Genomic DNA, 19,863 nt, shown 5'->3' with positions numbered 1-19,863 from the left:
GTCTGGACAGGGGCTAGGCGCGGGCTCTAGACATTTAACCAAGCGATTAAGCGCACATGCGAGGAGAGATGCCGTGAGCGATGCACCTGAAGTCCTGACCGAAGTCGATGGCAATGTCCTGATCGTCACGATCAACCGGCCCGATGCCAAGAATGCGATGACCAAGGCCGCCGCCGAAGGCATTGCCGCCGCGATGGACCGGCTCGACGCCGAGACCGATCTGCGCTGTGCGATCCTGACGGGCGCTGGCGGCACGTTCTGCTCCGGCATGGACCTCAAGGGCTTTCTGCGCGGCGAGCGGCCGAGCGTGCCGGGTCGCGGTTTCGGCGGGCTTTCGCAGTGGACGCCGAAGAAGCCGATCATCGCGGCGGTCGATGGCTATGCGCTGGCGGGCGGCATGGAACTGGCGCTTTCGTGCGATCTCATCGTGGCGAGCAAGGGTTCGAAGTTCGGCATTCCCGAAGCCAAGCGCGGCCTTGCGGCAGCGGCTGGCGGCCTGATCAAGCTGCCGCGCCAGATCCCGCCGCGCATCGCGATGGAACTGGCGCTGACCGGCGATTTCATCGACGCTGAGCGCGCCTATGCGCTGGGCTTCATCAATGAACTGACCGAAGGGCCTTCGCTCGATGCGGCCAAGGCGCTGGCCGCGCGCGTGGCGGCCAATGGCCCGCTGGCGCTGATCGCCTCCAAGGCCATCGTGCGCGATTCGCATGAGTGGACCGAGGAAAACATGTGGGACAAGCAGGAGGCCTATATCGCCCCGGTGTTCACCTCGTCCGACGCGCGCGAGGGCGCGCTGGCGTTTGCCGAGAAGCGCAAGCCGAACTGGCAGGGCAAGTAACTTCAGGCTGAAACTGCCGCCAGATCGGTGCAGATGCCGGTCTGGCGGCGGGCTTGATGTGGGAGTAGCCTGCCGGGATGGGCAGGTTGATATGGCGGATCGGGTGCGCGGCGGCGATCTTCTCGCTGTGTGCGGCTGCGCTCCCTGCGGCTCTGATCTGGGGCCACGCGGCTCTGCCCAAGACGGCGGGGCGCGCGCTACCTGGCACCATGCGCGGGATCACCATCGATTCCACCGCGCGGCTGGCGGTGCTGACCGCGGCGGTGCGCGCGCATACCAGTGTGCCGACGGTTCGGTTGGTGCTCGATCCCGGGACGGCGCCGGGAGACTATTCCGCCGCAATCAGCCACTTGCGCGGCGCCGCTTATGTGATGGCTGAACTCATCGATTCCGAGGCGATGGCGGGATATTCCGTGGCCGCCGTGACGCGGCGCGCGCGCACGTTTGGCGCGGCGTTCAAGGATAGCGTCGACCTGTGGGAAATCGGCAACGAAGTGAACGGCGAGTGGCTGGGCAAGAGCCAGGCCGAGATCGATGCCAAAGTGGCGGCTGCGTTCGACGTGATCCACGGCGAATTGGGGAAGCCCACGGCGCTGACGCTGAACTACTGGGCGGGGCCGCAGTGCTATGCCAAGCCCTGGGAAGCGACGCTGGCCTATGCGCGGGCAATGCCCAAGCGGGTGCGCGTCGGCGTCGATTACGTGTTCCTCAGCCTGTATGAGACGGCCTGCGATCCGGTGCAGCAACCGGCCGCGCGCGATCTGGCGGCGGCATTCCGCGAACTGGCGGTGATTTTCCCCAAGGCGAAGCTTGGGATGGGCGAGATTGGCGCGCAAGGCGTGGCGGATGGGCTGGCGAAGGAGCCGGGGCTGGCCGAGAAGCAGCGCATCGCCCGGCGCTATTACCGGATGGACCCGGTGCTGCGGGCGAAAGTGGGTCCGCGCTGGGTGGGCGGCTATTTCTGGTGGTACTACACGCGCGACGCAGTGCCGATGGGGCGCGCAGGAACGCTGTGGCCAACGCTGGACGAACTGCTCGCGGGAATGGAGCGAGGGCAGCAGAAAGCCTCGCCGTAGCGGGGTTTTTGAAGTGATGCTGGGCGTGACGTGAGGCCCAGCTTTCCTACAGCCGGGATTGGCGCCGAGCCGTCTTCATGCGCACGAGCGCGGTTGAGCAATGGTCAGAACAAATTATTTGCAAGAATGAAAGCGCTTTGGGTGCCAGACCGGCGTGGCCATCTCCTCACGGGGCACCAAGTCCTTCCCGCGAGGCGCTGTCAATATATTTTCATTTTTGAAAACATATTGACAGCGCCTCGCAGCGTTGGCAGTGCTCGTCGGCGACCCTAGGTAGCTAAATCCTCCGCGCTTTGGCTGCTAGACACTTACACCTGGCCCTTGAACGGGGCCGGGTGTTTTTTTGTTCACGCGCCGATTACGCCGTAAAAAACCTCTGCGGAACCGCGCACTAAGGCCGCCGGGGAAGGACGAACACAAGGATCGTCGACAGCGCAAACATGACGATGGCTGAGCCGACAAGGTCGCCGACAAAGACAGTCCCGATCTGGATAAAATCGCCGCTGAGCTTGCCGGCGTACCAGAGGTAGCCATTCAACGTGAGGGCGTTGAAAACCGAACACAAGGTGCAGATCGTCACGATTTGCCTTGGCTTCAGGCCGGCCAGATTGTTCGGAATTGCCATCATGCGCTTGCCCAGTCTGACGGCAAGCCAAGGCGTGATGCCAAGAATGAGCGAGAGCGTCACCGCGTGGGCCTGATCACCGCCGGTGGTGTCCATCACGGTCAGATATCCGCCCAGGACCAGCCCAACCGCGCCCACTTGATCAAACAACAGGATAATGATCGGCCGGAAACCTGCCGGGAGGAAAATCCAATGCGCCCTGATCGAATGCGCAAAGCGGCCAAATATCTGATCGTTGAAGTCGGTGATCAGAAGCCAGCCGACCGATATGAGGAGAACGATGCCCAAATTCTTCAGGATCTGAGCATATTTCAGCGGCATTATATGGCTTTACCCTCTCTTGCCAAAAGGCCTGGCTGCGGACGGGAAAGTCAGATTTTCCGATCGTCCCAGCCATGCTTCAGGAGGCATGGCGCATAATTGACAGTCCGGGGTCAGCGTGTAACCAGACCCCGTGCACCATGCAAAATAATTTCATTTCTGAAAATAAGCCCTTTCAGCTAGTGAGAATGGCTGCATTACGTAACGGACTGGCGCGCTACGCGACTCAGGTGTTCAGATTTACGACCTTCGGAGCTTGAGCATGCCGCGAACACTCCCCGCAGACATCAAACTCCTGAACCTCCTCGAAGCCATTCGCGGCCTCTCGCCCTTCGACGCAATGTCCGCTGACGAAGAATGCCTGCTTCGCAACCTGATCATCCTTTGGCACGCGGGCGAGGATATTCCCGTAAGCGCGGTCATGAACGGCATGGCCGGCGCGTCCGGAACCACGGCTTATCGCCGGTTGATTGGTTTGCGGGACAAGGGGTTGATCGAACTTCGCGTTGATCAGACGGACCGGCGGGTAAAGTTTGTCGAGCCGACCGCTCTGGCCAAGACCTATCGGCAGCAAGTCCGGAAAGCGCTTGAAGCGGCTGCTGCGGCGACGGCATGAAAAAACCCCGCCGAAGCGGGGTTTTCTAAGCGATGGTGGGCGTAGCAAGGATTGAACTTGCGACCCCTACGATGTCAACATAGTGCTCTACCACTGAGCTATACGCCCGCACCATCGATTTTCCGGAAGCTGTCAGCGGTCCGGAGAGGCAGCCCATTAGCCGGGGGCGGCGGGGCTGGCAAGGGGGTTTTGGCGTACCTTCAGCGCAAGTTGCCAGTCATCGGAGAATCGGCGAACACGCGTTCCACTTCGAGCACGAGATCGCGCAAGTGGAAGGGCTTCGACAGCACGCGCGCGCTCGGCGCTTCGCGGTTGGCCTTGAGGGTGACTGCGGCGAAGCCGGTGATGAACATGACCTTGGTGGTCGGGCTGATCTCCGCGCAGCGCTGCGCCAGCTCGATTCCGTCCATTTCCGGCATGACAATGTCTGACAGCAGCAGATCGAAGTGCTGTGTTTCGAGCAGGGGCACGGCTTCGGTGCCGCGATCGACGGACACGACTTCATAACCGGCGTTTTCGAGCGCGCGAGCAAGGTAGGTGCGCATCGCTTCTTCGTCTTCGGCCAGGAGGATTCGAATCATGGTCACCTTCGCTCGTCTTGCCAGTCTGCCTGGTCTTTGCGCCCGTCAGCCGTCGTTTTCGGCATCCTGTCTCCCGGCGGGCCTACACCCGCGCAGGTTAAGATTCCGTCCAGATCGGCGCCTATCTTTCCGCGTCTTATGGAGCACTTTGACATGCGCGCCAAACCCCGGCAGCCTTTGCGCATGAACCGAACCTTCGCGTCGCAGAGCGAATCGCCTGCGCACGGCAGTGCAGTCCCCGTCAGCGGTGGGTTTGTCCCCGGGCTGGAAGGGACGCCCGCGTTCACCGTGTGGGGCCACGATCCCTCGCCGGTGCCGGTGGTGATCGCGGTGCCCCATGCGGGGCGCAGCTATCCGCAGGCGCTGGTTTCGCACATGCGCCAACCCGCGTTCAGCGCGCCACGGCTGGAGGACCGGCTGGTCGATCTGGTCGGCCGCGCGGTGGCTGAGCGGACCGGGGCGGCGCTGCTGGTGGCCCATGCGCCGCGCGCGATGATCGATCTCAACCGGGCGAGCGACGATGTCGACTGGGACATGATCGGCGGCGGCGCGCCCGATGCCGGGCCTGTGCTGCCGCCATCATCCGGGCGGCGCGCGCGCAGCGGGCTGGGCCTCGTGCCGCGACGGCTGCCGGGGCTGGGCGAACTGTGGAAGCGGCCGATCGCGCACCACGAACTCGCCGCACGGATCGCCGGCGTGCATGAGCCTTATCATTCGGCGCTCGCTGCGCTGCTGGAAGGCGTGCGGGCGCGCTGGGGGGCGGTGCTGCTGATCGATCTCCATTCGATGCCGCCGCTGCCCGCGCGTGCGGGCGAACCTTCGGCGCAGTTCGTGGTGGGCGACCGGTTTGGCGCGGCGTGCGACGGCGCGCTGGTGGCCGAAGCCTTTGCCGCGTTGGGGCAGGCACAGCGGCTGGCGGCGCACAATCGGCCCTATGCCGGGGGCTATGTGCTGGAGCGCCACGCGCGGCGCACCGCCGGAATCAATTGCCTGCAGCTGGAAATCGACCGGCGCGTCTATCTCGATGCGGCGATGGCAGAGCCCGGGCCGGGCCTTGGTGCGACGATCGAGGTGGTGGCCGCGCTGGTTCAGCGCATGGCGATTGCGGTGGCGGATCTGGGCCGCGAACGCGGGTTGTGGCGCGCTGCGGCGGAGTGATTACGCCCGCTTTTCTGCGCTAAGCTTTTCAAATCAAGAAAAAACCACCAGGAGCACGCTCCTGGTGGCCAAGGTTCAGGGAGGAGGTGCACCGAAGTGCACCTGCCGCGCCGGGCCATGAGGGGAGCACCGGAGCGACTTACGGAAGATAAGGGGGAGGCCGCGCCAGCGCAAGGGCTTTTGCCCTCCGATATGGTGCTACCCCGCTATCCCCTTATCCAATCAGTATTACTGGTGCTTCAGAACGTCGGCAGCTGCGGGGTGGGGCCGACGCCCTGTTCCACTTGCTTGCCGAAGATCGTGCTCATCAGATCGAGCGAGAACACGTGCGCATAGAGCAGCGGCAGCAGGCCGCTCTGTGCCCAGCCGCGCAGGACATCGCCGCGCATGTCGCGCAGCTTTTCCTGATTGACCATCTGGAAGCCGCGATAGACGAACGGCTGTTCGACACCGGCCTGCTGGATCGCGGCTTCGCCGTCCATCAGCAGATCGTGCTTGGTCAGTTCTTCCACGAAAGCCTGCGTGCGCTGGCCCGCCTGCTCGAACTGCTCGCAGAACTGGAGCACGTTGCGGGTGGCTTCGGAGGGTTCTTCACCAGCGAACATTGCCTCGCCCTCGGCGAAATCGCCGAGCAGGCCCGAGCTGGGATCGAAGCACAGCGACAGGTCGGTGGTCTCCGGCGTCAGCTTGGCGAGGAGGAAGGGGTAGCGGCGCGCATAAGCGGGGACATAAGCGCCCGGCGCGACATTGCCTTCCGCATCGACGAACACGTTGATGCCTTCGTTCAGACCCATCAGCGCCAGCGGCACCGGGTTTTCGCCCGAAGCGAAGATGATCGGGAAATGGCGCGCGGCCTGCGGAAATTCCTCGACCGTCAGCGGCACGGCGTGCTGGCCGACCATCCAGGTCGCCTTGTCGGCCGCGCGGGCCTTCCAGTTCGCGTGATCGCGCAAGTTGAGCGGCACGAGATCGTTGTAGAACAGGGGCAGGGATTGCGGCGCGCTGGCCATGGACTCTTCTCCGTCAGACTGATCGCCCAGACGCGCCATGACGCGCGGTATTGCGGCGGGAGCGGGCCGTTTAGGGATTGTGCGAGTGCTGCGCAAGAGCACCTGCAACACGGTTGTCATAGTCCGCGACGTTCCCGGCCACTCGCCGTGCCTAGATCAACTTCCCCGGGTTCAGCAGGCCGTGCGGATCGAGCGCGGCCTTGATCTGGCGCAGCAGCGCGAGCGCGACCGGATCGCCGAGGCGGGCGAGTTCGTCGCGCTTGAGTTGGCCGATGCCGTGTTCGGCGGAAATCGAGCCGCCCCACTGTGTCACGAGATCATGGACTTGCGCGCTGATCGCCTTGGCATCGGTGGACTGCCAGGTGGCCGGGTGCACGCCTTCAGGCGCGATCACGTGAAAGTGGATGTTGCCATCGCCAAGGTGGCCGAAGCCGACCGCGCGGGTGCCGGGCCACGCGGCCTCGATCAGCGGAATGGTGGATTCGACGAAGGCGGGCATGCGCTGCGTGGGCACGCTGATATCGTGCTGCACGGCGGGGCCGAGCGCGCGTTCGGCAGGGGCGATGCTGTCCCGCAGGGTCCAGAAGGCTTCGGCCGAGGCTTCGCTCGCGGCGATGGTGGCATCGGCGATGAGGCCCGCTTCGAAGGCGGAGGCGAGCAGGGCTTCGGCGCGTTCGGGCAGGGTGGCGGCTTCGGCCTCGCTGGTGGCGACGAGTTCGATGAGGGCGTGCCAGGCGTGCGGCTCAGCCAGCGGGGGGCGGGCGGAAGGGAGATAGGCGCAGACCGCTTCGAGCGAGTGCTGGGGCAGGACTTCGAACCCTTCGAGCGCGGCACCGGAATGCGCTTCGGCGTGGAGCAGCAGCGCGCGGGCATCGGGCAGGGAGGCAAGGCCAGCCCAGAGCACGGCGCGGCCCGCGATGGCCGGCTCCAGCCGCAAGGTGGCGGCGGTGACGATGCCCATCGTGCCTTCCGAGCCGATCAGCACTTGCTTGAGATCGAAGCCGCGGTTGTCCTTCTTGAGCGGGGTGAGCGTATCCAGCACGGCGCCATCGGCCATGACCGCTTCGAGCCCGAGCACCGAGGCGCGCATCGTGCCGTGGCGCAGGACTTGCGTGCCCCCGGCATTGGTGGAGATGAGGCCGCCAATGGTGGCCGAGCCCTTGCCGCCGAGCGTGAGGGGGAAGCGCAAGTCCGCCTTGGCGGCGGCTTCGTGGAGGGTTTGCAGGACGAGGCCGGCTTCGGCGGTGACCATGCGGTTTTCGGCATCGAGGCTGAGAATCGCGTTCATGCGGCGCAGGCTGAGCAGCAGGGCCTCGCCGCCGGTATCGGGCGTGGCTCCGCCGGACATGCCGCTGTTGCCGCCCTGCGGCACCACGGGCACGCGGTGCTGCGCGCACAGCTTCATCAGTGCGGAAACCTCGGCGGTGGAAGCGGGCGAGGCCATGCCCAGCGCGCGGCCGGTGAAGCGCCCGCGCCAGTCCGTCAGCCACGGGGCCATCAGATCGGCATCGGCGGTGAACCCACGCGGAGAGAGCAGCGCAGTGGCGGCGGCGATGAAGTCGGAATGATCAGGGCTAGGCATCAAGCATCGGGCTAATCCCGGCAGGGCGCTGTGGGCAATTCATTTTTTCATGAAGGCGGGTTAAGCGGGGGTTCAAGCACCAATGTTAACAGGGAAAAGCGATTCTTGGCCGGGCCGCTTGCGGGGCTGGCAACACGAACGCTTCAGGGATCTGGAACGAGGGACCAAACTGCATTAGCTGCCGCCATGACGACGTTCCTCGATCTTTTTGCGAGCATCGCCCTTGTCCTGCCGGGATTTCCTGCGGATTCCATCGCGTTCGCGCCGCTGGAAGATGCGGCGGGCGGCGATGAGGTGTGGGCGGCGGCGGCGATTCCTTCCGGCGCGCCGCTGCTGGTGAGCCCGCAAGGCACGGCCGCGGGCATCAATCCGTTCAGCCCCGATGTGTGGGATCAGGTGCGGATCGAGCAGCGCGTGATCATCCGCGTGACGCCGCGCGATCCGGGGCGCGATGCGCTGGCCCCGCAAGTGATGCCGATGCAGCCGATGCAGCCCATCGTGCAGCCCATGGTGCCGCAGCCCCGCAGCACATCGGTGCGGGTGCGCGAACGCAAGGCGGGCAAATGCATGCCGGCAGCGGGCATCGCCGCCGTGCAGCCGGTGACGGACGGGCGGCTGATGTTCTATATGCGCGACCGGCGGATGCTGGCAGCAGGGCTGGAAAAGGCTTGCAGCGCGCGCGATTTCTACCTTGGCTTCTACATGTCGAAGACGCCGGACGGGCAGCTTTGCGTGGGCCGCGATGCGATCCATTCGCGTGCGGGGACGACCTGCAAGCTGAAGGACGTGCGCGAATATGTTCCGGTGGAAGGCAACTGAGCCGAAACGGCGCGGGTCCGTAACCACTTTCCTTGACTTTCGCGCTCGTTTGGGACTAGGCGCGGGCTCACGAAGGCGGGCCTCCAAGGCCGGGCTTTCGGCGCGCCGGACCATCCCAGTGCGCACCTGCTGATCGGATCACCAAACCTCATGAAATTTGCCGATCTCGGCCTGTCTGACGAATTGCTCCAGTCGGTTCTCGACGCCGGCTACGATACGCCCACTGCGATTCAGGCGCAGGCCATCCCCTCCGTGCTGATGATGCGCGACATCATCGGCATCGCGCAGACGGGGACGGGCAAGACGGCCAGCTTCGTGCTGCCGATGATCGACATTCTGGCGCATGGCCGCCGCCGCGCGCTGATGCCGCGCTCCTTGATCCTTGAGCCGACGCGCGAACTGGCGGCGCAGGTGGCGGAGAACTTCGAGAAGTACGGCAAGAACCATGATCTCAAGATGGCGTTGCTGATCGGCGGCGTGCAGATGGGCGATCAGGTGAAGGCGCTGCAGGACGGCGTGGACGTGCTGATCGCGACGCCGGGCCGCCTGATGGACTTGTTCGAGCGCGGCAAGATCATGCTCAACGGCTGCAGCCTGCTGGTGATCGACGAGGCGGACCGCATGCTCGACATGGGGTTCATCCCGGATATCGAGACGATCTGTTCCAAGCTTCCCCCGAACCGCCAGACGCTGCTGTTTTCGGCGACGATGCCGCCGGTGATCAAGAAGCTGGCGGACAAGTTCCTCAGCAATCCGAAAAGCATCGAGGTGGCGCGGCCCGCTTCGAACAACACCAATATTGCCCAGCACAAGATCCAGGTTTCGACGCGCGGCAAGCGCGAGGCGCTGCGGCACCTGCTGCGCACTGACAATGTCGGCACCGCGATCATCTTCGCCAACCGCAAGACAACGGTGCGCGAGCTGGCCAAGAGCCTGCAGCAGAGCGGTTTTTCGGCGGGCGAGATCCATGGCGACATGGACCAGAACGCGCGCAATGCCGAGCTGCAGAAGTTCAAGGACGGCGTGATCTCGATCCTCGTGGCGTCCGACGTCGCCGCGCGCGGGCTTGACGTGAAGGGCGTGAGCCACGTGTTCAACTATGACACGCCGTGGCATCCGGACGACTACGTCCACCGCATCGGCCGCACCGGCCGCGCGGGCGCGACGGGCCGGGCGTTCACGTTCGTGACCGACGACGATGCCGAAGCGATTGCCAATGTCGAGAAGCTGACGGGGATGAAGATCCCGGTGTTCACGTTCGATGGCGCGGATGCGGCGGCTGAGGCGCCGGTGGCGGAGAAGCGCGAGCGGGCACCGCGGGCTGAACGCGCGCCGCGCGGCGAGAAGGCACCGCGCCGCGAGCGTGCGCCCAAGGCTGCGGCTCCGGTGGATGAAATCGAGGTTTCGACCGAATTGGCGGAGGAAGCGGCCCCCGCTCCTGCGCGCGCCCCCCGCGCGCGGCGCGACGAGCCGCGTCCGCCCAAGGACGTGCTGACGGAATTGCCGTCGAAGCCGGGCGAGTGGAACGGGCCGGTGCCGGGGTTCCTCAGCGTTTCGGCGCTCTGAGGAACGCCCTCTTGCCTTCTGCGAGGTTGCGCCCAGCGTAACCGCCGAGGCCCCGTGTGGGTTCCGGCCAGAGCAGCATGACAACCAAAGGAAGCGTCGGCCCGGACTTGATCCGGGCCTTGGCTTTTCTTCTTTCAGCGCCGTGCCGGAAGAACAGCCTAACCCCGTGTCAAGCACGGGGTGACGGAAGAAAAATCAGCGCAACATTTGCGGACTGGCAGTGATTGGTGGTTAGCGGAAACTTAGATGACGGGTTTGTGTCGCACACTCGTGCTAGCATCTGAACCACAAAGCCACACATCTAGCTTGTCATCGCCAATAGAATATGTGGCATCAGCTGCGAACGAGGACCCGTCGTCTAAAGTGACGTAGGTGGTAGGCTCTAATATAAATCGCCCAGTCGGCAGCCCATTAATCCCACCTTGCCGCACGCTTATGTCAATAAAGCCAGGGATATGTTTTCCAGAACGAATAGAAAATCGATACTCGCGTCGCATTTCTTTAATATCTTTTAAGCATGGATCGCTCGAAAGCCTCGCTTCGATTTTGTCGACGAGTTCGGCGCTCGGCTTTTCCTTATTAGTAATAAGAGATTGTTCGGCTGCCCGGGAAAATCCGATCAATGCCGTAAGGCAAAGGAGAAGAGAGAATCCAGAGCGCATAGGCCGACAATTGATAGCGTCTTCGACAGGGTCCGCAATGTTGTCGTGTCCGGAACGTCCACTTTTGGGCGAATTAGGTCATCCAAGAACACCTACCGACAATGCCCCCCTCAAGCCGCCTTCACAAAGCTATCAATCACCCGCTTCCGGTCCCCGGTCTCGAAATCGATTTCCAGCTTGTTGCCTTCCTGCGCCGCGACCACGCCGTAGCCGAACTTGTCGTGGAACACGCGGGTGCCGACGGTGATGTCGGTGCGAGGCTTCGCGGCAAAGCTGGCGGCGCTGCGGCTGGGTTCGGCGATGCGCTTGGGGGTGGCGTCGTAGGTCGTGGCGGCGGCGCGTTGCCAGCCGGGGCCTCGGCTGAGGTTGCGCGCGGGGTTGGCGCTGGCAACGTGCGCGAAGGGATCGCTGTGTTCGGACCACTGCGCGCGCCACAGGGATGCGCCGCCGCTCATCGTGGTTTCTTCCTCGATGTGATCGGCGGGCAGCTCGCCCACGAAGCGGCTGGGGATCGAGCTGGTCCACTGGCCGTAGATGCGGCGGTTGGCGGCGTGGAGGATCGTGCAGCGTTTGCGGGCGCGGGTGATTGCGACGTAGGCTAGGCGGCGCTCTTCCTCCAGGGAGGCGAGGCCGCCTTCATCGAGCGCGCGCTGCGAGGGGAACACGCCTTCTTCCCAGCCGGGCAGGAACACGTTGTCGAATTCCAGCCCCTTGGCGGCGTGGATGGTCATCACGGTGACCTTCTCGGTGTCCGCCGCCGCGTCGTTGTCCATCACGAGGCTGACGTGTTCGAGGAAATCGCCGAGCGTTTCGTATTCCTCCATCGCGCGGGCGAGTTCGGTGAGGTTTTCGAGGCGGCCCGAGGCTTCGGTGCTCTTTTCCGCCTGCAGCGCGGCGGTGTAGCCGCTTTCATCGAGCACGGTGCGCATCAGTTCGGCGGGGGTGAGCGTGGCGATCCCGTCGCGCCAGCCGATGAAGCTGCGCATCAGGCTGGAGAGCGTGGCGCGGGCGCGCGCCGGAAGCTCGTCGGTATCGCACAGCTCGATGGCGGCGGCGGCCAGCGGAATGCCGCGCGCGCGGGCGTGGCGGTGGAGCTTTTCGAGCGTCTTGTCACCCAGCCCGCGCTTGGGGGCGTTGTAGATGCGCTCGAACGCGAGGTCGTCCTGCGGGGAGGCGATGACGCGCAAGTACGCGAGCGCATCGCGCACTTCGGCGCGTTCGTAGAAACGGAAGCCGCCGACGATCTTGTAGGACAGGCCGATCTGGATGAAGCGGTCTTCGAACTCGCGCGTCTGGAACGAGGCGCGCACGAGGATGGCGATGCGATTGAGCGGCGCGCCTTCGCGCTCCAGCCGCTCGATCTCCTCGCCGACGCGGCGGGCTTCCTCCGGCCCGTCCCACACGCCGATGACGCGGACCTTGTCGCCGCCATTGGTCTCGGTCCACAGCGTCTTGCCGAGGCGCTGGCTGTTTTCCGCGATGACCCCGCCGGCGGCGGCGAGGATGTGCGGGGTGGAGCGGTAGTTCTGCTCCAGCCGGATCACCTTGGCGCCGGGAAAATCCTTTTCGAAGCGCAGGATATTGGCGACTTCTGCGCCGCGCCATGAATAGATCGACTGGTCGTCATCGCCCACCACGCAGATGTTCTTGCGGGTCTGCGCGAGGAGGCGGAGCCAGAGGTATTGGACGGCGTTGGTGTCCTGATACTCGTCCACCATCACGTATTTGAAGCGGGCCTGCCAGCTTTCCAGCACTTCGCGGTGCTGCTTGAAGATGGTGAGCATGTGCAGCGTGAGATCGCCGAAATCGCAGGCGTTGAGCGCGCGCAGGCGGTCCTGATAGAGCGCATAGAACTTCGCGCCCTTGCCGTTCGCGTAAGCCTCGTTGTCGAGCGCGTCCAAGTCCTTGGGGCCAAGGCCGCGGTTCTTCCAACGGTCGATCAGACCTGCCAATTGGCGCGGGGGCCAGCGCTTGTCGTCGATCCCTTCGGCCTGAATGAGCTGTTTCAGGAGGCGCAGCTGGTCGTCGGTGTCGATGATCGTGAAGGCGCTGTTGAGGCCCACGAGTTCAGCATGGCGGCGCAGCATCTTGGCCGCGACCGAGTGGAAGGTGCCGAGCCAGGGCATCCCTTCGACCGAAGGGCCGATCAGCCCGCCGACCCGCTCGCGCATTTCGCGCGCGGCCTTGTTGGTGAAGGTGACGCAGAGAATCTCTGACGGCCACGCGAGCCGCGAGCGCAAAAGGTGCGCAAGCCGCGCGGTGAGCGCGGCTGTCTTGCCGGTGCCCGCGCCCGCGAGCATCAGCACGGGGCCTTCGGTTGTTACCACGGCCTCACGCTGCGGAGTGTTGAGGCCTTCGAGCCAGGCGGAATCGGGTGCGGTTACGAGAGTCACACAAGAACAAGTAGGGAACTTCGTTCCGGCGCGCAACTGCGATGCGGCGGATTGTCCGCCGGTTCAGAACTCCGCCCAATCGCTGTCCGGCGCGGGTTTGAGCGCAAGGTTGCCGCTGACGGGGAGCGGGGCGGCTTTCGGGGCCGGGCGGTGGACGGGCGGGGCGGCAATGGCTGCCGGGCGCGTACCCTGGCCGATGGTGAAGCGCTGCATCTGGCCGGAGAGCTGCTGTGCCACGCTGGCGAGCGTGCGCGAGGCGGCAGTGCTTTCCTCCACCATCGCGGCGTTTTGCTGGGTCATGCGGTCAAGCTCGCTGACGGTGGCGGCGACTTCGGCGAGCATGGCGGACTGGCGCTCAGCGCTTTCGGAAATCCCTGCAACAAGCGCGCTGACACCGCCGACGCGGCCCACGATCTGGCGCAGGACTTCGCCGGATTCGCCGACGAGCGTGACGCCGTGTTCGACTTGCGCGGTGGAGGCGGTGATACGTATCGGCAAGGATTTGACGAAGTCTCCTCGCTTGACAACGCGCTTGACCGCAGTGGCTGGTTTACCGCGCGCTAATCAGAATTCCGCCCATTCGGCATCCGGCTGCGGCTTGAGCGCCAGCGCGCCTTGGGTGCGGGGCGCATTGTATGTTTGCGCAGGTTTTTGGGCAGTGCGGTGTGGCGGCGCGATGGCCACGACTCGGCCGGTTTCGAAGCGCGCAGTCTGCGCGGTGAGCTGCTGCGCGACGCTGGCCAGCGTGCGCGCGGCGGCGGTGCTTTCCTCCACCATCGCGGCGTTCTGCTGAGTCATCCGGTCAAGCTCGCTGACCGTCCCGGCGACGTCGTCGAGCATGGCCGATTGGCGCTGGGCGCTTTCGGAGATGCCTTCGATCAGCACACTGACTTCGCTGACGCGGCCGACGATCTGGCGCAGGACATCGCCGGTTTCGCCGACAAGCGCGACGCCGCGTTCGACCTGGCTGGTGGAGGTGGTGATGAGCTGGCCGATCTCGCGCGCGGCATCGGCGCTGCGCTGGGCGAGCGCGCGCACTTCGGTGGCGACGACGGCAAAGCCGCGCCCGGCTTCTCCGGCACGCGCGGCTTCTACACCGGCGTTGAGCGCGAGAAGGTTCGTCTGGAAGGCGATGCCGTCGATCACGCTGATGATCTGCGCGACACCTTGCGAGGATTGCTGGATGGCGTTCATCGCGGTGACCGCGCGTTCGACGACCGTGCCGCCATTGGCTGCTTCGCCGCGCGCATCGGAGACGGCGCGGTTGATCTCTGCGGCGCGGCCCGCGCTTTCGCTGACGAGCGCGGTGACCTGCTGCATGGCGGCGCTGGCTTCTTCGAGCCGGGCGGCCTGCTGTTCGGTGCGCGCGGCGAGATCATCGGATGCGGCGCGGATCTCGGCGGCGCCGGTATCGATCGAGGCCGCCGATGTCGTGACTTCGCCCATCGCGCCGGCCAGCACGGCGAGCGCCTTGTTGAAATCTTCGCGCAGGCCCTCGGTCTCACCGGGGAAGACCTTGGTGATGCGGTAAGCGAGGTTGCCGCGCGCGAGTTCGCCCATTGCGCGGGTCAACTCGCCCGAGACGATCTCACGCTCGATCCGGGTGGCTTCGCGCAGCGCCGCGGCCTGATCGCGGAAAATGCCGAGCGCGCGGGAAAGGCGGCCGACACAATCGGCATAATCGGTGTAGGCCACCGGGCTATCGAGATCGCCCGCCGCGAGCCCTTCGGTGCGCACCACGGTGGCGACATAGGGATCGCAGATCATGCGGCGCGATTGGAGCACGGCGAAGGCGGTGAGGGCGAGCGCCAGCGCGGGGGCGAGGAATGCGGCCATGCCGAACCCCGCGAGCGCGAGCGCGGTGCCGAGCCCGGCGCTGGCGACAAGCGCGAGGTGGACCCACAACAGCGCGGTGAACTTGGCGCGGATCGGTGCCCGCTTTTCAAACCATTCCGACATTGTTTCCCGCGCTTTCCCAAGAGGCATTTGTCCCAACCAACAGGGCTAGGCTGCGCTGATTGACGATATGGAAAACGCTGCCATAGCGGCTCATGCGGGGAGGGCGGCCACAGTGGCTTAACCTTTTCTGGTGGGAGATCGGTAAGGCTATGGCAGGCGCTTCGGCGAATCCGTTCGTGATCCATGCACGCGTGCTCATGGCGAGCCTTGTTGGCACGGCGGTCGAGTTCTACGATTTCTACATCTTCGGCACGGCGGCGGCGCTCGTGATCGGGCCGCTGTTCTTCCCGGCGGAAAGCCAGGCGGCGCAGACGCTGCTGGCGCTGATGACCTTTGGCATCGCCTTTTTTGCTAGGCCGGTGGGGGCTGTAGCGTTCGGCCATTTCGGGGACAGGATCGGGCGCAAATCGACGCTGGTGGCTTCGCTGCTGCTGATGGGCGTCTCGACATTTCTGGTGGCCTTCCTGCCGGGCTATGCCGTGGCGGGGTGGGTCGCGCCCGCGCTGCTGTGCCTGCTGCGCTTTGGTCAGGGCTTTGGTCTGGGCGGCGAATGGGGCGGCGCATCGCTGCTCGCGGTGGAGAATGCACCAAAGGGCATGGAGGCCCGTTTCGGCATTGCCGCGCCGCTGGGGGCGCCGCTGGGGTTCCTGTTTGCCAACGGCCTGTTCCTGATCCTGGGCCTGACCCTGTCCGATTCAGACTTTCTGAGCTGGGGCTGGCGCGTGCCTTTTCTGGCAAGTTCGCTGCTGGTGATCCTCGGGCTGTGGATCCGGCTGAGCATTGGCGAGACGCCCGCCTTCAAGGAGGCGATGGCTGCCGCGCCGCCGCCGCGCGTGCCGCTGGGCGTGCTGCTGACGCGGTATCCCGGCGCGGTGCTGGCCGGGACGATGGGCGTGATCGCTTGCTTTGCGCTGTTCTACCTCGCGACGACCTTCGCGCTTTCGTTTGCCACGACCAAGCTGGGCTACCCTCGCGAGACGGTGCTGGCGATCCAACTGGGCGCGGACGTGGTGTTTGCCATCGGGATCGTGGTTTCGGGCTGGTGGTCTGATGCGACAAGCCCGCGCACGGTGATGGCGGTGGGGGCAGGGCTGACCGCGCTGGTCGGCTTCGTGTTCGGCGCGGGGCTGGCGGCGGGATCGCTGCTAGTGCTGTTCCTCACGCTCTCTGCCGCGCTGTTTGTGATGGGGCTGTGCTATGGCCCGATCGGCGCGTGGCTGCCGTCGCTCTATCCGGTGGAGGTGCGCTACACCGGCATTTCGCTGGCGTTCAATATGGGCGGGATCGTCGGCGGGGCGCTGGCGCCGCTGGGCGCTGCGTGGCTGGCGACGAACGGCGGCGTGGTATGGACGGGGCTGGTGCTGGTGCTGGCCGGGATCGTGACGCTGGTGGGTGTGCTGATGGCGCCGCGAGAGGCATAGGAAGAAATACCCCTCCGTCAGCCCTGCGGGCTGCCACCTCCCCATTTGCCCCTTCGACAAGCTCAGGGGAAAATGGGGAGGGAGAAGGTGCTCCCTATTTTGCGAAGCACAAATGAGGGGGGGGGGGCTGCCGAAGGCAGGTCGGAGGGGTCTATTCGCCCACCCGCATCAGTGTCAGCCGCGCCTTGCCGACCTTGCGTTCGGCATCCACCGTCAGGCTGCGCACACCGGCGGGTTCATCGGCGTGGGTTTCGAGGCTGATCCATGTGGCGGGGCCAATCCAGCCGAGGCGTTTGAGCCGTTCGATGGCAACGGGGCCTGCGCCCGAACCATAGGGCGGATCGAGCATCACCACATCAAGCGGCGCGGGCACGGGGCCGAGCGCGAGGACCGAGGCCGCGCGCACGTCGCACTGCGCCTGCGCGTGGAGCGCGGCGATATTGGCGCGCAGCGCGCGGATCGCGGCGGCATCCTGCTCCACGAACACGGCCTTGGCCGCCCCGCGCGAGAGGGCTTCGAGGCCCAATGCGCCCGAGCCTGCGAACAGGTCTGCCACGGTGAGTTCCTCCCAGCTGCCGAGGCGGCTGGTGAGCATCGAGAACAGCGTTTCGCGCGTGCGATCAGCCGTGGGGCGGGTGGTGTCGCCCGCCGGGGCCTGCAGTTTGCGGCCGCGCCAGGTGCCGGCAATGATCCTGAGCATCAGCGTTTGGCTCCGGGCCGCCCGCCGGGCTTCTTGGGAGAACTGCGCAGCGTCTTGCTCGGCGCGCGGGCATCGGGTCCGGGCGAGGGGGCCTCTGCAGGAGCCTTGGCATAAGGCCGGTTGGGATACGTCTTTGCAGGCTGCCTGGGCGCTGAAGGCTTGGCGACCAGCTGACCGGCATCAGCGGAGGGCCGAATGCGTTCGGCGCGCGCGCGTGAAGGCCGCTCAGGTTCTGCGCGCATGCGCGAAGGCCGCTCGGGTTCGCGCTGCGGGCGGGCTGGCCTTGCAGGCTTGGCCGCTGCCTCTTCGGCGGGTTTCGGCGCGCGCGGCGCATAGGCCTTTCCCGCGTGGACGGCCTGCTGCACGCGCGTGGCGTGATCGCCCGCAAGGCCCTTGCGGAAGCGTTCGACCACGATCTGCGGCACTTCCTCCGCCCCGCCGCGCGGCAGTTCGCCCAGATCGAACGGGCCATAGCGCAGACGCAGCAGGCGCGAGACTTCGAGGCCGAGGTGTTCGAGCACGCGGCGCACTTCGCGGTTCTTGCCTTCGGTGAGGGTCAGCTCGATCCACTTGTTGCGGCCCGCGCTGCGCTCCATGTTGGCGTTGATCGGGCCGTAGTGGATGCCTTCGATCTCGATCCCCTGCATCAGATCGTCGAGCATGATCTGCGTGACATCGCCGAACGTGCGCGCGCGGTAGGTGCGCGGCACGGCGTTGGCGGGCAGTTCCATCGCGCGCTTGAGTTCGCCGTCGTTGGTGAGAAGCAGCAGCCCTTCGGTGTTGATATCGAGCCGGCCGACCGGCATCACCCGGCCCGCGCCCGGCGGCAGGGCATTGCGCAGCGCGGTATAGATCGTGGGCCGCCCGGTGGGATCGCGCTCTGCCGTGATCAGGCCCGCAGGCTTGTGGAACATGAACAGCCGCGGCGGTTCGGCGGCGGCGACGGGATTGCCGTCGACCGTGACGCCCTTGAGGTTTTTCAGGATCGTGGCGGGTGTGGTGATCACGTCGCCATCGAGCGCGATGCGGCCTTCGGCGATGTAGCGCTCGATCTCGCGGCGGCTGGCCACCCCGGCGCGGGCGAGGAGCTTGGCGATGCGGTCGCCTTCACGCGCGGTGCCATCATCGGCCAACGCGCGGGTTTGCGGCGCGGCGGGTGCCTTTGGCAGGCGCGGCGCAGGGATCTTGTAGGGCGCAGGTTTAAGGGATTGGGGCGCGCCGGGCTGTCGGCGCGAGCCAGTGCCGGATCCGGTAGGAGCCGCGGGCCGTCCCGGTCGGCCGCTCCTGTCTTTGGGGGGGAATGCCATGTCGTGCCCCTTACGCCGGAGTGGGCGCGCCGTCACCCTTCTTCGTATTTGGCGATTTCCTGCTGGCAGATCTCATGGAAACGGCGGATCCCGCCTTCGAGCGTGCCGAGGGTGAGCTGCGGCACCGCGCCGGTGGCGAGGCCCTGCTGGCCAAGCTCGGCAGCGCGGAAATCCTCGGCGCCGAACACTTGCCCATCCAGCAGTTCCCAGCTGCGCCGCCAGTGGTCTTCGGCCTTTTCGGTTTGTGGTGCCTCGGCAATCAGCATGAAATCCTCGACCAGCGTGAGGTCGTGCGCCTGCGGCATGATCGTCATCAGGTTCACATAGTCCGGGCTGATCACGATCACGGTGGCGGGGAAGAGCTGATAGGCGAACGTGGCGACGCGGCGCAGCGCGGGCCAATCGGCAAGGTCCAGCCCTTCGAGTTCGGCCATGCGGCCGACCAGCGAACGCATATGCGGGCCGATCTCGTCGCCCGCAGTGATGCCGTCCTTGAAATAGGGTCCGATGGTGCGGGCGTGGAGGCGCTGGACGTGGTAGCTTTCGAGGAACGCGTCCATGATCAGCTTCCAGTTGGACGCGACCCGGTGCGTGCGGCGGGCATAGAGGTGGTGCGAGCCGAGGTCTGCGGCGGCGAAATCGGCGCTGATCCGGGCGGCGTTGGTGAAATCGGCGGGCTTGGGCGCGAACCAGATGAGGCCGCCCGCTTCGAGGCTGGGCAGTTCGACAAGACCGAGCGCGGACTGGTCGAGGCTGGGGAAAGTATCGGGGCGGGGAAGCGCGAGGAGCTTGCCGTCGGTGCCGTAAGTCCACGCATGATAGGGGCAGACGAGGCGCTTGGTGCAGGCCGCTTCGCCGCCTTCGAAGCTTTCGACGCTTTCTACAAGGCGGGTGCCCCGGTGGCGGCAGACGTTCATGAACACGTGCGCCTTGCCTGCGGTATCGCGCGTGAGGAGCAGCGGCCTGCCGGTCGCGTCATGCGGCACGGCCATGCCCGGCTGCGGCAGAAGTGCGGACGGGGCGAGGACTTGCGGCAGTGTGCCGAACAACGCGGCCTTCTCGCGCGCCCAGTGCGCGGGATCGGTATAGACGCTGGCGGGGACGTGCGCGATGCTGTCCGCCTTGCGGCCCGCGCCCGAGGCAACGAGGCGGGCCAGCGCAAGCTGGCCATCGGTGGGCCGCATCGCCCGTTCAGTGGTGGCCATTTTGCGGCTCTCCCCGGCTTG

Annotated in this window: 16 protein-coding genes, 1 tRNA gene and 1 pseudogene; 7 read left to right on the top strand and 11 right to left on the bottom strand. The window is 65.7% G+C overall.

The genetic code is table 11. The features are described from left to right. Positions 1-73 precede the first annotated feature (73 nt). Positions 74-841, top strand: a complete 768-nt coding sequence (locus CFE35_RS08750; protein ID WP_292930087.1) for a crotonase/enoyl-CoA hydratase family protein — start codon at positions 74-76, stop codon at positions 839-841. Positions 842-918: 77 nt separating this feature from the next. After that, positions 919-1,917, top strand: a complete 999-nt coding sequence (locus tag CFE35_RS08745; RefSeq protein ID WP_292930086.1) for a hypothetical protein — start codon at positions 919-921, stop codon at positions 1,915-1,917. Between the two features lie 391 nt (positions 1,918-2,308). Here the strand turns inward: CFE35_RS08745 and CFE35_RS08740 are convergent, their stop codons facing one another. Beyond that, positions 2,309-2,863, bottom strand: a complete 555-nt coding sequence (locus CFE35_RS08740) for a hypothetical protein (RefSeq protein ID WP_292930085.1) — start codon at positions 2,861-2,863, stop codon at positions 2,309-2,311. 256 nt (positions 2,864-3,119) lie between these two features. Between CFE35_RS08740 and CFE35_RS08735 the strand changes: the two genes are divergently transcribed. Then, positions 3,120-3,479, top strand: coding sequence for a hypothetical protein (locus tag CFE35_RS08735; RefSeq protein WP_292930084.1), 360 nt, complete (start codon positions 3,120-3,122; stop codon positions 3,477-3,479). A gap of 33 nt (positions 3,480-3,512) precedes the next feature. Here the strand turns inward: CFE35_RS08735 and CFE35_RS08730 are convergent. Further along, positions 3,513-3,587, bottom strand: a tRNA-Val gene (locus CFE35_RS08730). A gap of 92 nt (positions 3,588-3,679) precedes the next feature. Continuing rightward, entirely contained in the window at positions 3,680-4,060 is a 381-nt protein-coding gene (cpdR, locus tag CFE35_RS08725; protein ID WP_292930083.1) for a cell cycle two-component system response regulator CpdR, read from the bottom strand. Positions 4,061-4,243: 183 nt separating this feature from the next. Here cpdR and CFE35_RS08720 point away from each other — a divergent pair, with 183 nt between their 5' ends. Next, positions 4,244-5,218 (top strand): N-formylglutamate amidohydrolase, encoded by a 975-nt coding sequence (locus CFE35_RS08720; RefSeq protein ID WP_292930082.1) that lies wholly within the window; start codon positions 4,244-4,246, stop codon positions 5,216-5,218. Positions 5,219-5,457: 239 nt separating this feature from the next. Here CFE35_RS08720 and CFE35_RS08715 read toward each other — a convergent pair whose 3' ends face one another. Together CFE35_RS08715 and CFE35_RS08710 are read right to left on the bottom strand one after the other, a co-directional pair. Next, positions 5,458-6,228: a SapC family protein gene (locus CFE35_RS08715; protein WP_292930081.1), complete on the bottom strand. Its 771-nt coding sequence runs from the start codon at positions 6,226-6,228 to the stop codon at positions 5,458-5,460. A 151-nt stretch (positions 6,229-6,379) separates the two neighbouring features. Continuing rightward, positions 6,380-7,810: an FAD-binding oxidoreductase gene (locus CFE35_RS08710; RefSeq protein ID WP_292930080.1), complete on the bottom strand. Its 1,431-nt coding sequence runs from the start codon at positions 7,808-7,810 to the stop codon at positions 6,380-6,382. A 186-nt stretch (positions 7,811-7,996) separates the two neighbouring features. Here CFE35_RS08710 and CFE35_RS08705 point away from each other — a divergent pair, with 186 nt between their 5' ends. Both CFE35_RS08705 and CFE35_RS08700 read left to right on the top strand, forming a co-directional pair. Further along, positions 7,997-8,629, top strand: a complete 633-nt coding sequence (locus CFE35_RS08705; protein ID WP_292930078.1) for a hypothetical protein — start codon at positions 7,997-7,999, stop codon at positions 8,627-8,629. A gap of 150 nt (positions 8,630-8,779) precedes the next feature. Then, positions 8,780-10,195, top strand: coding sequence for a DEAD/DEAH box helicase (locus tag CFE35_RS08700; RefSeq protein WP_292930076.1), 1,416 nt, complete (start codon positions 8,780-8,782; stop codon positions 10,193-10,195). A 772-nt stretch (positions 10,196-10,967) separates the two neighbouring features. Here the strand turns inward: CFE35_RS08700 and CFE35_RS08695 are convergent. The 3 genes from CFE35_RS08695 to CFE35_RS08685 form a co-directional block, all read right to left on the bottom strand. After that, positions 10,968-13,250, bottom strand: a complete 2,283-nt coding sequence (locus tag CFE35_RS08695; protein ID WP_292930074.1) for an ATP-dependent helicase — start codon at positions 13,248-13,250, stop codon at positions 10,968-10,970. Between the two features lie 63 nt (positions 13,251-13,313). Then, a complete protein-coding gene (locus tag CFE35_RS08690) occupies positions 13,314-13,748 on the bottom strand; it encodes a hypothetical protein (RefSeq protein ID WP_292930072.1) in 435 nt (144 codons plus the stop codon). Between the two features lie 66 nt (positions 13,749-13,814). After that, positions 13,815-15,209 carry a methyl-accepting chemotaxis protein gene (locus CFE35_RS08685; protein WP_292930070.1) on the bottom strand — a complete coding sequence of 465 codons (1,395 nt, stop codon included), beginning with the start codon at positions 15,207-15,209 and terminating at the stop codon, positions 13,815-13,817. A 149-nt stretch (positions 15,210-15,358) separates the two neighbouring features. Here CFE35_RS08685 and CFE35_RS08680 point away from each other — a divergent pair, with 149 nt between their 5' ends. Next, entirely contained in the window at positions 15,359-16,630 is a 1,272-nt protein-coding gene (locus tag CFE35_RS08680; protein ID WP_292930068.1) for an MFS transporter, read from the top strand. A gap of 151 nt (positions 16,631-16,781) precedes the next feature. Here the strand turns inward: CFE35_RS08680 and rsmD are convergent, their stop codons facing one another. From rsmD to CFE35_RS08665, 3 genes and pseudogenes are all read right to left on the bottom strand, one after another. Then, positions 16,782-17,330, bottom strand: coding sequence for a 16S rRNA (guanine(966)-N(2))-methyltransferase RsmD (gene rsmD / locus CFE35_RS08675; RefSeq protein WP_292930066.1), 549 nt, complete (start codon positions 17,328-17,330; stop codon positions 16,782-16,784). Positions 17,331-17,716: 386 nt separating this feature from the next. Further along, positions 17,717-18,637: pseudogene (locus CFE35_RS08670) on the bottom strand (pseudouridine synthase); the annotation flags it as partial. A 32-nt stretch (positions 18,638-18,669) separates the two neighbouring features. Then, positions 18,670-19,842: an aromatic ring-hydroxylating dioxygenase subunit alpha gene (locus CFE35_RS08665; RefSeq protein ID WP_292930064.1), complete on the bottom strand. Its 1,173-nt coding sequence runs from the start codon at positions 19,840-19,842 to the stop codon at positions 18,670-18,672. Between the last annotated feature and the right edge of the window lie 21 nt (positions 19,843-19,863).

The organism is Novosphingobium sp. PASSN1 (assembly GCF_002278815.1).
This window is presented reverse-complemented; position numbering and strand designations above follow the sequence as displayed.

Bases quoted from the DNA above. Each gene is read 5' to 3' on its own strand.
- CFE35_RS08740 (WP_292930085.1), bottom strand. From the start codon at position 2,863: ATGCCGCTGAAATATGCTCAGATCCTGAAGAATTTGGGCATCGTTCTC.
- CFE35_RS08715 (WP_292930081.1), bottom strand. From the start codon at position 6,228: ATGGCCAGCGCGCCGCAATCCCTGCCCCTGTTCTACAACGATCTCGTG.
- CFE35_RS08720 (WP_292930082.1), top strand. From the start codon at position 4,244: ATGAACCGAACCTTCGCGTCGCAGAGCGAATCGCCTGCGCACGGCAGT.
- CFE35_RS08745 (WP_292930086.1), top strand. From the start codon at position 919: ATGGGCAGGTTGATATGGCGGATCGGGTGCGCGGCGGCGATCTTCTCG.
- cpdR (WP_292930083.1), bottom strand. From the start codon at position 4,060: ATGATTCGAATCCTCCTGGCCGAAGACGAAGAAGCGATGCGCACCTAC.
- CFE35_RS08710 (WP_292930080.1), bottom strand. From the start codon at position 7,810: ATGCCTAGCCCTGATCATTCCGACTTCATCGCCGCCGCCACTGCGCTG.
- CFE35_RS08705 (WP_292930078.1), top strand. From the start codon at position 7,997: ATGACGACGTTCCTCGATCTTTTTGCGAGCATCGCCCTTGTCCTGCCG.
- CFE35_RS08680 (WP_292930068.1), top strand. From the start codon at position 15,359: ATGGCAGGCGCTTCGGCGAATCCGTTCGTGATCCATGCACGCGTGCTC.
- rsmD (WP_292930066.1), bottom strand. From the start codon at position 17,330: ATGCTCAGGATCATTGCCGGCACCTGGCGCGGCCGCAAACTGCAGGCC.
- CFE35_RS08685 (WP_292930070.1), bottom strand. From the start codon at position 15,209: ATGTCGGAATGGTTTGAAAAGCGGGCACCGATCCGCGCCAAGTTCACC.
- CFE35_RS08665 (WP_292930064.1), bottom strand. From the start codon at position 19,842: ATGGCCACCACTGAACGGGCGATGCGGCCCACCGATGGCCAGCTTGCG.
- CFE35_RS08700 (WP_292930076.1), top strand. From the start codon at position 8,780: ATGAAATTTGCCGATCTCGGCCTGTCTGACGAATTGCTCCAGTCGGTT.